The organism is Okeania sp. (assembly GCF_983059655.1).
Map to the genome: position 1 here is coordinate 1,803 of NZ_CEZPJD010000100.1, position 12,089 is coordinate 13,891.

General features: G+C 35.0%; 10 protein-coding genes. 2 read left to right on the top strand and 8 right to left on the bottom strand.

Annotation, left to right across the window (positions count from 1 at the left end):
- The 5 genes from AC3DU7_RS08450 to AC3DU7_RS08470 all read right to left on the bottom strand — a co-directional run.
- A partial coding sequence (locus AC3DU7_RS08450; protein WP_488038910.1) for an ATP-binding protein occupies nt 1–3,743 on the bottom strand: 3,743 nt, incomplete at its 3' end.
- 132 nt (nt 3,744–3,875) lie between these two features.
- Nucleotides 3,876–4,823 (bottom strand): hypothetical protein, encoded by a 948-nt coding sequence (locus AC3DU7_RS08455; RefSeq protein WP_488038911.1) that lies wholly within the window; start codon nt 4,821–4,823, stop codon nt 3,876–3,878.
- A gap of 26 nt (nt 4,824–4,849) precedes the next feature.
- On the bottom strand, nt 4,850–5,935 hold the full coding sequence (locus AC3DU7_RS08460) for an amidohydrolase family protein (protein WP_293160580.1): 1,086 nt from the start codon (nt 5,933–5,935) through the stop codon (nt 4,850–4,852).
- A 344-nt stretch (nt 5,936–6,279) separates the two neighbouring features.
- Nucleotides 6,280–7,317 (bottom strand): hypothetical protein, encoded by a 1,038-nt coding sequence (locus AC3DU7_RS08465; RefSeq protein ID WP_488038912.1) that lies wholly within the window; start codon nt 7,315–7,317, stop codon nt 6,280–6,282.
- 521 nt (nt 7,318–7,838) lie between these two features.
- A complete protein-coding gene (locus tag AC3DU7_RS08470; RefSeq protein ID WP_488038913.1) occupies nt 7,839–7,928 on the bottom strand; it encodes a four helix bundle protein in 90 nt (29 codons plus the stop codon).
- Nucleotides 7,929–8,213: 285 nt separating this feature from the next.
- On the opposite strand from AC3DU7_RS08470, the gene AC3DU7_RS08475 reads away from it, so the two are divergent.
- Nucleotides 8,214–8,549, top strand: coding sequence for an element excision factor XisI family protein (locus tag AC3DU7_RS08475; protein WP_488038914.1), 336 nt, complete (start codon nt 8,214–8,216; stop codon nt 8,547–8,549).
- Between the two features lie 7 nt (nt 8,550–8,556).
- Here the strand turns inward: AC3DU7_RS08475 and AC3DU7_RS08480 are convergent, their stop codons facing one another.
- Both AC3DU7_RS08480 and AC3DU7_RS08485 read right to left on the bottom strand, forming a co-directional pair.
- The gene (locus AC3DU7_RS08480; protein WP_488038915.1) at nt 8,557–8,967 is read right to left on the bottom strand and encodes a hypothetical protein; all 411 of its coding nucleotides are present in this window, start codon (nt 8,965–8,967) and stop codon (nt 8,557–8,559) included.
- A complete protein-coding gene (locus tag AC3DU7_RS08485) occupies nt 8,967–9,170 on the bottom strand; it encodes a hypothetical protein (RefSeq protein WP_488038916.1) in 204 nt (67 codons plus the stop codon). The genes AC3DU7_RS08480 and AC3DU7_RS08485 overlap by 1 nt, the downstream gene beginning before the upstream one ends.
- Before the next feature lie 45 nt (nt 9,171–9,215).
- Here AC3DU7_RS08485 and AC3DU7_RS08490 point away from each other — a divergent pair, with 45 nt between their 5' ends.
- Entirely contained in the window at nt 9,216–10,451 is a 1,236-nt protein-coding gene (locus AC3DU7_RS08490) for an RNA-guided endonuclease InsQ/TnpB family protein (protein WP_488038917.1), read from the top strand.
- 237 nt (nt 10,452–10,688) lie between these two features.
- Here the strand turns inward: AC3DU7_RS08490 and AC3DU7_RS08495 are convergent, their stop codons facing one another.
- The gene (locus AC3DU7_RS08495; protein ID WP_488038918.1) at nt 10,689–11,315 is read right to left on the bottom strand and encodes an SWIM zinc finger family protein; all 627 of its coding nucleotides are present in this window, start codon (nt 11,313–11,315) and stop codon (nt 10,689–10,691) included.
- Nucleotides 11,316–12,089 lie beyond the last annotated feature (774 nt).

Genomic DNA, 12,089 nt, shown 5'->3' on the forward strand with positions numbered 1-12,089 from the left:
GCGCGATCGTACAGTTCTTGTGCTTGTAAAGTTTTTCCTAAAATTCTTGCTTTTTCTGCTTCTACTAAATCGTATTTATGCTGACAGTTTTCTTGACAATATCCAGTCCATACTTTCAGATTCTCCTGATTTTTTTCTACTTGTTCTAGTAATTCTTTTTGCTGCTCTAGATCGCAATTATTGTAATGAGCAAGAGCAGCAAGAGAAGAGTAAAAATTATGCTGTATAGTAAATGATGCTCCTCCATTAGTTGCCATGATATATTTTTCTGCACATTGACTATGCCTAAAAGCATAAAGATGATTGTTTAGAAAATAAAAAATCAGTGTTTTTCCAAAAAAGTAAAGAAACAGTAGCCATTGATTTTTTTGATTCATATATTCTTCGATATATGCATCCTCTTCATCTTGAGAGTTTCCAAGTAAAAAATAGTATTTATCTTCTCTTACATTTCTTAATTTGGTAATAATACTTGTACATACTTCCATAAATTGTAGGGGATACTCTTGTCCTAGTTTTTTGATTAATTTTGCATATTTTGTATAGTCCTGCTCAACTTTTTCTAAATTATTCCCTCTAAAAAAATTGATCAAGCAGTAGGCCATAGATAGATAACAAACATATTCATTATTTCCTGTATTTATACCTTTTTGTAAACTATTTAGTAATTTTTCTTGTACTGCTTTGTCATTAATAAAATTTTTCCAATGCCATATATATCCGTAATGCAAATAAATAACCAAAGGCTCTAATTTATAAATATTGCATTTTTCTAACATTGTGATGGATAATTTTCCAAACTGATATCCAGAATCAATATCTCCTATTAATCCACACAAAAGCATTCCATAATAAGCGTAAGTACCAGCAGCTTGAGGAGGGTTATTATATTTAATACAAAGATGAAGTTGAGTTAAGATTACCTCAACAAATAATGAAAAGTTTGTTATCCACGTTGCAGTCATAACTGGCTGTAATATTGATATAGCTGCTAGTTTATAAGGATTAGTCATTTGAGGAAAATCAGCTATATCTTCAATTTTTTTTTCTTTTAATAGTAATTTTATAGATTTATATTCTTGTTTAATCCTATGTTTTATTTCACTCTCACTCATAACTTTTTGTGAGATTTTTATTCCAAGTTTATCTAAAGCTTTAATAGCAGAATCAATAGCTTTTTTTGGCTGAAATTTCGCGAAGTAAGACAAGATTAATAACTCATAAACCTTAAATTGATCGAGAATATTGTTTGTCCTTTGCAGGATAGTTGTAGATAGTTCATTAATCTGCTCCCATTTATTATTTAAATAGAGAGCTTCTAAAGTATTTATATTCAGCTCTAATATCAATTTATGTTGATTTTTCCAGCTATTTTCTGTTAATAATTCTGAACCTATCTCTAAATATTTTAAAGCTGATTCATAAGCTGTCGAAGCTTTTGCTTTTTGACCTGCTTGAAGATTTAATTTAACTAACTTATCTTTTTCTAATTGGTCAGTAATTAACTCCCAACCTTCATTCAGTTGATTAACAATATCAAAAATTTTATTCTGTAACTCATCCTCTTGAATATTTTTCAGTAGCAAACGACCTACCTGTAGATGAACCTGCTTTTTTTCTGCTTCTGGAATCAAAGAATAAGCAGCTTGTTGTACTCGGTCATGTAAAAATTTGTAGGGAATGTATGTAAAATTTTGAGATGAGATATCTGAGCTATTTGATAATTTTTCTGAATTCCAAAGCAGAGGAACTTTATAACTATTGTCTAGAGGAATTATTAAATCTTCATCTAGAGCTGACTGTATTTCTTGAGCTGTTATTATTTGAGATTTATTATTAACGATTGACAGAATTTCTAAATTAAATTTGTTGCCAATACAAGCTGCTAATTTAAGAACTTGTTGAGTTTTTTCATCTAACTTTTCAATTTTTCTGACCATCAACTCAACTACATTATCAGTGATAGATACTCTCTCAATTTCTTCTAGATTCCATTGCCAGTAACTAGGAGATTGCTCTGGTTTAAATGCTAAGAAACTTTCTTGATATAAATAATTAAGTAGTTGGGTCAGAAAAAATGGATTGCCTGCTGTTTTTTTGGCAACTAATTCCGCTAAAGGTTTGGTAATGTCTGTAGAACAACTTAGGGTATCGGCAATTAATTGATTAATATGATTAACTTTTAAGGACTCAAGAGTAATTTCCGATACTGCTACTTGTGCAGTCTTAATTTTCTCTAAAGTCCTTACTAGAGGATGAGTAGGACTAACTTCATTATCTCGATATGCTCCAATTAAAAGAAAATATTGGTTCTCATCATCTGAAATTAATTGCTCAATTAAGTTCAGAGATGGTAAATCTGCCCATTGTAGATCGTCAATAAAGATAACTAAAGGATGTTGTTTTTTACAGAAAACACTCAAAAATCTTTGAAAGAATAAATTAAATCTATTTTGACTTTCAGTAGCTCCTAATTGTTCTACTTGTGGTTGTTTACCGATGATTTTTTCTAGTTCGGGAATCACATCAATAATAATTTGACCGTTATTTCCTAGAGTTTCTAATATTTGATTTTTCCAATTTTGTAGGGTAGTTTCTGGTTCACTTAGCAGTTTACGGATTAACTCTTGAAATGCTTGATAAATTGCTGAATAAGGAATATCTCTCTGCAATTGGTCGAACTTTCCACTAATATATTTTCCTCGTTGCTTTGTAATTGGTTTGTGAATTTCATTGACTAATGCTGATTTGCCTATTCCTGAATAACCAGAAATTAGAATCATTCTTGTTTTTCCCAGGCTAACTTGCTCGAATGCTGTTAACAGTTGAGTAACTTCTTGTTCTCGACCATAGAGTTTTTGAGGAATCTGAAATTTCTCACAAATATCTTGAGTTGCTAAAGGAAAATCTGAAATTTCTCCTAAAGTATTGAATTGCTCTAGACAGATTTGTAGATCTGCTTTAATTCCCCAAGCACTTTGATATCTTTCTTCTGGGGTTTTTGCTAATAGTTTGTTGATGATGTTAGAGATAGAATGAGGAATATCGGGAATTAGTTGATGTACTGGTAATGGTTGTTGGGCAATATGACAATGAACTAATTCCATGGGGTCGGTGGTTTCAAAAGGTAGTTTGTTGGTTAAGAGTTCATAGAAAGTTACACCCAGGGAATAAAAGTCACTACGATAATCTATACCTCGGTTCATTCTACCTGTTTGTTCTGGGGCGATATATGCTAAGGTTCCTTCTAGTTGGTTGGGGGGAACGACTGTGAGAAATTCTTGAGATAAACTGGTAGATATGCCAAAGTCGATGATTTTTAGTTGTTCTGTTTGGGGGTTATAGACAATATTTGAGGGGTTAATGTCTTTGTGGATAATATTAGATTTATGAATTGCTGCTAGACTTTCTGTTGTTTTAATGGCGATGGTTAGAAAGTTTTCTAAGTTTAATTGAGATTTAGATATTAGTAATTTTAGAGATTGACCGCCGAAGTCTTCTAAGAGTATTGCTAAACTATTTTCATATCTTTGTAAGTCGTAAGCTTTAATAATACTATCTACATTCAAAGAACGAGTAATTTCATATTCTTGTTTGTAGCGAATTAGTTCTGAAGGAGTTGGGTAGTTTTCTTTGAGGATTTTGAGAATAATCGGGTTATTATTTTTCTTTAAAGTAGCTTGATAGATTAAGGAGTTAGGACTTTCATAGATTTTTTTGATGATTTGATAGTTGCTTGTCATGTTGTTCATCTAAGCTGTTTCATTCAACGTATTATCAGTTTAACTAATTATTTCAGTTAAACTAAAAATCTCCCGCTAAGTCCAAATGTTTAGGGGGAGAGCATATCAATCTATTAATTCAAGGTTAAATAATTACAGACAGCTAAGAGGGATATAAGGATAGGGAGGAACGATATACTTTAGATCCTTTCTCTCCCATTCAGGTGTGTCTTTCTGGGGATAAAATGGGTATTTATTTTCACCAGAATCATATTCATTTGAATTAACCCAGTGCTTGATATTGTCATCTTGAAGAGAAAATTTATTTGGTTTCGCAGGATAACCGAGAACTACTGAGGTAAAAGGAGGTACTGGCATTTTTCCAGCTTGGGAAACATCTATCCTAGTAGAATAATATGTATCCCAAGATATATCTAATCCATACTCCCAAATAGTTTCATAGGTACTAAAGATGGGTTCACAAATTTTTTTCCAAGCATTCTTTTCTTTGTAATATGCTTGCCCAGATAATAAAAGGACTAAAGATATTGACCGATAACTTATATGTGTAGGCGCAATACAATAAAATTGATTATCCTTTTCCTCTGATTTTTCCAGTATAAACTGATCGTCTACTTGTTTGAGTTCAGAATTATCAGACAGCCAATAAGTAGTACTAGGGAAAATATTATATGAATCTAATATCTTCCTGGTCAACTTTATTTGTTTTTTTAGGGTCTTGTTTTTTGCTTCTATCTGACTTGATGTAAGCCAAGTAGAAGTTACAATCTGAGATAGTTTACGACATTTTAGTAAAAACCACACAGTGGAGTATTCAATATTTCCTTTCTTCACAAATTCTGTATCGACTTTTACTCCCTCAGATAAAGAATCTATGTTATACTTTTGCTGAATATCTTTTCTCTTTCCATATACTAATTTAAATTCTTGATTTTCATATAACAGTATTTGAAAGATTCGATCATCCTCCAATTCCAATTTTAGTTTTTCTTGAAGAGGATCAAGATGCACCATGTGGTGGCGAAAAGGTAAATTTGATTTCAAGCCTTGAATAAAATTCACATTGTAAGAGAACGTCATTTTCTAACTCCTATTGGATAATAATTTCAGACTAGACCATAAAAGCGAGCAGGATTATCCCAACCAATCTTTTTCAGAGTTTCTTTCGATAAATCTTTCTCAAGTCCCACCAATTGATCGATCACATCTGGCTGATGATCTATGTGAGGATAATCTGAACCAAAGATTAAATTATCAGAACCTATATATTGAATAATCTGAGAAAGATAAGATTCAGATGGTTCAATCGCAACATAACACTGACGACGAAAATATTCTGACGGTGGTATTTTAACATTATCTTTCACTTCCCAATATAAATTTTCGTATTCTTGATCCAGTCGCCATAACCAATAGGGAAGCCAACCACAACCTGATTCAAGAAACCCCACCCGCAGTTTCGGATGACGCTCCAACACCCCTCCTTCAATTAAAGCCAATAAAGCCATCATCTGTTCCATGGGATGGGAACAAGCGTGAAGCGCAAACTGAGTTCTGAATCTTTCTGCACCTACTGTAGGTAAAAGACTATGAGTACCTTCATGAATTCCTATGGCCATATTCAATTTTTCACATTCCGTCCAAAAAGGTTCATAGGCAGGATTGCTTAATAATCTCCCTTTAATTGGGTTAGGTCGTAAAAAAACTGCTTTACCGCCATATTCTGCAATTCGATGCAATTCTAACACCATCTTCTCTGGTTGATGAAGATTAATTGCGCCCACTCCTCTCAAGCGTTCTGGATCGTAACTACAAAATTCTTCAAATAACCAAGTATTGTAGGCACGAGTGAAAGCTCCTGCAACTTCAGGTGCCATAGTATCGATACCCCAAAGCAACAACCCATAATTTGGATAAAGGAATGCCCGATCTATCCCCATCCTCACCATCTCTTGGACATGAGACTCTGAATTATAGCTATGAAAATAAGCATTGGGGTGATTTTCCATCATTTGCTTATTTACTATCTCCTGCAATTTTTCAGAAATCTTCTCTGAAATGTTTTCCCCTTTAATTTTCATGTCTGCTGAAGGAGCAAACTGTTGAAATTCTGGATCGAGATACTCAGCCCACATACTAGGAGGTTCAATAACATGGGAGTCTGCATCAATAATTGAATATCCTTTTAGCATTTTCTGTTGACCAGGTACAATATAGTCATCATAAATCTCGTAGATTTTGCCTCAAATGCGATCAAAACATCTAGGATTATCCCAAACAATCTTGTTCACTATCTCCGGAGACAACTTTTCCTGAAGCTCCACAGCATTTTTAATAACATATGACTAAAGATCCATATCTGGATCATCTGAGCCAAATATTAAATTGTCAGACCCAATACACTCAATTATCTAAGCAAGATAAATTTCATAAGGGCTAACCATAATATAACATTGGTAGTGACAAAATTATAGTCAGGCGATCGAGTCAAGCCTAAAACTTTGCTTACTAATGGCTAATTTTTTTAAGACTGAATTTAAGTACAAGTACTCGCTACCATATAAGGATAGGGTGGTGAAACATATTTTATATGGATACCATCTTTTGAATTCCACTTTTTCCTTGCAAATGGGAATTCTGTAGATTTTGGTTTCCGTACTATATCTTGTGAATATGCCCAATTTTTGATCGCATTGGCAGTTAGTATTGGTTGAAATAGTCCATCCTCATCGCAATCTGCCTTTTCTACTACATTAGGACGTTGAGGATAAGGAATAAACACTCTGTAGAAAGGAGGTTGATTCTTTCCTACCTTCTGAATCTCTTCCATAGTACCTACAAAGCTGTTCCAAACTACCTCAAAACTGTAGAAACAAGACGCTTCATAAGTAGACATAATGGGACTCTTTAATACTTCTATATATCGATCGCCTTTTTTGTAATAAGCTTGTCCACAAAACAACAAATTCAAACAGATATTTCGCCAACTTTCTTGATTTTTCTTGATAATCATTTGACAGTCAGATTTAGTTGCTGAAGATTCAGACTTAGTACGATCTGGCGGTCTATTAGCACTCAGAAATAGTTTCCTAGTCATCTTTAATGCTAATACTTTCTCTTCTTTTATTTCAGCCTCTTGGTTACTACTAATTGTTTGGTCTATTAATGATATCTTTTCATCAATAGTTGCCTCTATTTGATCGTCCCTGAGCCATGTCTCGGCAATCAATTGGGATAATTTTCTAGCTGCCAGAAGCCTCCGCAAGGCATGATATTGATTGATGAACATCTTATCATCTATGCTCTTTTTCTTAAATTTCATCACTGCCTTCATGTCTAATCCCTCATGGGGAAAATTATCTATTTTTTCATTTCCTATTCCTGGCAACTTTTCTTTTAAATACTTTTTAGTTCCAGTATATACTGTTGTTTTGATTCCGAGATGAGAGTTATCATCTTCTTCGACTAAAAGAATTTGGTATTGAAATTTTTCCCCCTGAGATAAATTTGGGGATAGAACTTCATATCCAGGTAATTTTTGATTATTAGTACTATCTAAGTCGAAAGGCATCATAAATCTTACTACCTCCTCAAATTGTTATTTATAGCGCTGCGCGCAGGCAACAGGCAACAGGCAACAGGCAACAGGGGGAATAAAAATCTGACAACGCCAAACTTTTAGCTATTGGACAATTCCTGCAATTTGTAAATATGCCAGCGCACATTGCTATACATTATCAAAAAAGACCAGTCATTTAGGAATAGGTCAACCACAAGATAACATTGACAGCAAAAATAGCGTTATTGTGGAAACTATATCATATTTTTGACTTCCCAATGTAAATTTTTGTATTATTTGTCCAACCGCCATAACCAATAGGGCAACCAACCACAACCGATGTTTTAGGCAACAGGCAACAGGCAACAGTTGTTGATTATTTTAATTTGTTAATCAGGGAAATAATCATTCTGCTTTCTTCTTTTAATTCATTTATGATAAATTCAACATCATTAAACGTACATAATTGTATCCTTACAGATAAAAGAAGATGTGTCTCTAATTCATTTACACCAAGCCTGAGCAATATTTAAAAATCAAGCATAGTCTCCTGAGGATCTTCTTCCATAACCCTCTGCAATATTTGCCGGTATAGAAACAGAAGCTCTTCTGATTTGTTGAATCATCCCATAAGTTTCTTCTTTAGGAAAATTTTTTGTTAGTGAATAACATTTTTCCGCAATTATAGCGCTACAAGTTTAGGTTAGGACATTCCTAAATCCACCAAACCCACTCACAGTTTACTTTTGCCTGTTGCCTGTTGCCTGTTGCCTAGCGCGTAGCGCTATATCATTCCTTTTTCCCAAATTTTTAAATCTTTAAAGTCTTTGATTTCAGACATTATTTATTCCTATGTGAAAATTTTCTGTTGCCTGTTGCCTGTTGCCTGTGCACAGCGCTATAATTGTGCAATGGAAAAGTTAGCTAAATATCGAACAAATATCAAAAAAATTATTACCTACTATAGTCAATATAAACCATCTTATGGAGATATAGAAGCTCAAGTCATTTTTGACGAAGAAAGGGACCATTATCAACTTATAAATGTAGGTTGGCATGGTAATAGAAGAGTACGGGGCTGTGTTTTACAAATAGATATTAAAAATGAAAAAATCTGGATACAACATGATGGTACAGAAATTGGCATTGCTAGTGAATTGGTAGATTTGGGAGTGCCACCATCAGATATTGTTCTAGCTTTTCACGCACCCTATAAACGTAAATATACAGGTTTTGCTGTGTCTTAAGAATGTCTTATTTTTTGGTAGTTAACCACTCCTCATATTGCTCTTTAGTATCAAAAGAATCTTGTGATATTTGTCGCCCCGGCATGACTTTCAGTTCTGAATTAATAGGATTATATCGACAATAACAAATTACTATCTGGTCAAATTTTGTGACTGGTATTTCAGGGGTATAAACTTCTACTCTTGTTACTTCCCAATTGCTTTGGCGGTAGTGGGTGCTGTGAGCATGAATTTCCGGATTATAATCTTCTTTGACTTGCACAAAATCAAGTGGCCTGTATCCTGGTTCTGGAATAGGTTTGTCGCTGTAATCCCATACTTCTTGTAGTATTTCCGTCAATGCTTGAGTATGCTGTAGCATTCTATCTTCCCAAAAAGGTTCGTCTTCATCAGCTTGAAAAATAATATATTTAGCCATTATTCCTCCTCTGTATAATGTTTGGGAAATTCAGTCTTGCCCTTAAAAACACAATCAACTTTAAAAACTGAATCATTTTCAATTTTTTCAATACGATTCAACTCCCACCCATATTTCTTTGCCATTTCAGTACACTTTTTGGGGTTAGTCGCGCTATGACGAGACACATTTTCATCTTCATCATACCTTGGTTTGTTGGACATATTTTACTTAATTTTAGATATATTTATGGTATCATAGCTCTACTAATGTTAGGCGGTGTTTGGTTTATTCTATTGTGGTTGGAATTGTTGCGTCGGCAGTACAACTATAGGTTAGGCGAGCGGTTCTCGTGGTGGTCAGAAAACCGTTGTCCAGTTAATGCCTGCCCCTTGGTGATGCCAATTCCTCAACTAAGAGATAATCCAGATTATTACTCTCAAAAAAAAGATTTGGTCAATACCAAAGACAAGTTTCCTGAGTACAAGTTGATTCATTCTCAGGTCCTGCAAGATTGTATAAAACGGGTAAAACTTGCCTTTGATAGATGGTTTACAGCAGACAAAAATGGACAGAAATTAGGAAAACCAAGGTTTAAGGGAAAAGGGCGTTATCGCAGTTTTACTTATCCTCAAATCAAGCAAGACTGCATAGAAGGAAACAAGATAAACTTGCCAAAAATAGGCAATATCAAGTTGATTCAACATCGACATTTACCTGATGGTTTTCAAATTAAAACAGCGACAATTAGTCGTAAAGCTGATGGTTATTATGTAACTTTATCCCTAGAAGACAAATCAGTCCCAGCTTTAACAACTCAAGTTGAACCGACATTAAAAAATACTCTGGGAATTGATATGGGACTGAAGGAATTCTTAGTAACAAGTGAAGGAGAATCAGTCCCCATACCTCAATACTACCGAAAATCTCAGCAGCGATTAAAGACTCTACAGAAACGCTTATCTCGTAAAAAGAAAGGTAGTAAAAGGTGGTTAAAAGCTGTAAAAGCTGTTGCCAAACAACATAAAAAGGTCGCTGATAAACGTAAAGATTTTCATTTCAAAACAGCCAATGAATTGTTATTAAAAGCTGGAGTTATTGCCCATGAAAACTTAAACATTAAAGGGCTAGCAAAGACTCGTTTGAGTAAATCAATTAACGATGCTGGATGGGGACAATTCCTAACTATTTTGACTGTCAAAGCCGGAAATGCTGGACAGAAGACTATAGGAGTGAACCCCAAAAATACCAGCCAAGATTGCTCAAATTGTGGGAAAAAAGTCGATAAAGAATTAAACATACGAACTCATTCTTGTCCGCATTGCGGTATTGTCATAGACCGCGACTGGAATGCAGCGATAAATATAAAAAATAGGGCGGTAGGGCATTCCGTCCTTAAAGCTCGTGGAGTCCGACGGGGTACCGGGACTGCGAAACGAGAGAGCTTACACTATAGCTTCAGCTTAGTGTGGGAGTATGTCACTAGAAATTGCGATAGATATTGAATACTACCAAGGGACAATGCGAATTTTTATCCCTTGATACCATGGAAATTACTGAAAAGTCTTAGAGTCAGTTTCGGTAAATCATGCTTATATAGCATTTATCATAAAGATGAAGTACATTCACGATCCCCCTAAATCCCCCTTAAAAAGGGGGACTTTGAAACCTGCCACATTTTTCAAAGCGTTTCCCCCCTTACTAAGGGAATCTAAAACTGTATCTCATCAATTTGAGAAACGCTATAACCCTAAATCTGATTTCGCAACTTTAGCCATAGCTAACAATTTTTCCTCCCACTTTTTCCCTACATTATTGTGTTGTAAATATTCTGTCAAAGAACCCCATCCATTTGACTGTAGATGTAACTGAGTTGCAATTTGATGTTTACAAATTGTGCGACGATAAATCATATCGGCACAACTACAACCAATATTATTCACTTCAGCAACAGTTCCTTTCATCGGATTTCTAACCACAGCACTAATAGCAGTTAATTCGACTTCTAACTTTTCTAATGCTGCCCGATTATATCGTTCTAGAAAAGCATGAATTTCTGGATAAACAATCAAATACTTGCCATTTTCAGTATTAATATTTATGCCAGAATGCTGAAAATTATAGCTTTTGATTTTGCCGATTTTGTGCTGTTTAATTTGCAAAAAATAGAGTAAACAATTGATAAATTGAGCCTTAGATAAAAAAGTGCTGCACCGTCCTTTTGATGTGCTATAAATTATTTGGGGAGTATTACTAACCCCAACAGTTTTTAGACTTTCAATTTTAATTTCTAACGGTACTAATGGCTGAATTTCTGAAACTATTTTATTGGGAAAATGATTGGATTGAATACCAACGTAACTAACCATGATATAATCCTCTTGTGATTTAATTTTTTGAGCCAGGCACTCTGTCAGGAACCCCAGGACTAAAGTCCAAGGGCTTGCACACTCTTGTTGCGACTGCTTCAAGAAAACAGGCCAACACCTGACCAGCCTAAGACCTTTGAGGTCTACGTTATCGGCAAGCGTTAAAGTTCCTACCTTGGGATGCGTTGCCAGTCTCATGCTCTAGAACCGGAAGGTTAAACACGCCTAGTGGGTTAAGCGAGTGCTTTCTGGATAGTACCGACCGATAACATTGGCGAGGCTAACTTTACCCCAGAAATGGGAGTTATTGGGGGATTACTCCCCCACCCCGTAAAGGGGACTGGTGACTGAAGTCGCCGTAGCGTTTTTCCTCCCGTAGCTTGTAGGGGCAAACGGCCGTTTGCCCCTACGACAGATTTCCAAACTACCGAACTTTTTTAGATGAAACAGCTAATTCAGACGAGTGTCTTTCATATTACAATTATACTTCATTTTTTCTAGATCGACAACCAATGTAAATCAATTCAGGCAAAGAATTGAAGCTTTTACTACAAAGCCTTGAAGAAGGCAGAGGGCAGAAGAGAAAATTGGTTGGTGGGAGTAGGACACGGGGACGCGGAGATGGTTTAACAGGCAAAGGTTTCGGCAATTTTATGTGAAGAATTTTTCTTGAATTTCAGCGAATTTGATATAATGCAGCAGATTCCGTACTACTGACGATCGGGAATATTTTTTGTCTATTCCCTGTTCCCTGTTCCCTGTTCCCTGTTCCCT

Coding starts and splice junctions, on each gene's coding strand:
- AC3DU7_RS08455 (WP_488038911.1), bottom strand. CDS start 4,823: ATGACGTTCTCTTACAATGTGAATTTTATTCAAGGCTTGAAATCAAAT.
- AC3DU7_RS08460 (WP_293160580.1), bottom strand. CDS start 5,935: ATGCTAAAAGGATATTCAATTATTGATGCAGACTCCCATGTTATTGAA.
- AC3DU7_RS08465 (WP_488038912.1), bottom strand. CDS start 7,317: ATGATGCCTTTCGACTTAGATAGTACTAATAATCAAAAATTACCTGGA.
- AC3DU7_RS08470 (WP_488038913.1), bottom strand. CDS start 7,928: ATGATTCAACAAATCAGAAGAGCTTCTGTTTCTATACCGGCAAATATT.
- AC3DU7_RS08475 (WP_488038914.1), top strand. CDS start 8,214: ATGGAAAAGTTAGCTAAATATCGAACAAATATCAAAAAAATTATTACC.
- AC3DU7_RS08480 (WP_488038915.1), bottom strand. CDS start 8,967: ATGGCTAAATATATTATTTTTCAAGCTGATGAAGACGAACCTTTTTGG.
- AC3DU7_RS08485 (WP_488038916.1), bottom strand. CDS start 9,170: ATGTCCAACAAACCAAGGTATGATGAAGATGAAAATGTGTCTCGTCAT.
- AC3DU7_RS08490 (WP_488038917.1), top strand. CDS start 9,216: ATGTTAGGCGGTGTTTGGTTTATTCTATTGTGGTTGGAATTGTTGCGT.
- AC3DU7_RS08495 (WP_488038918.1), bottom strand. CDS start 11,315: ATGGTTAGTTACGTTGGTATTCAATCCAATCATTTTCCCAATAAAATA.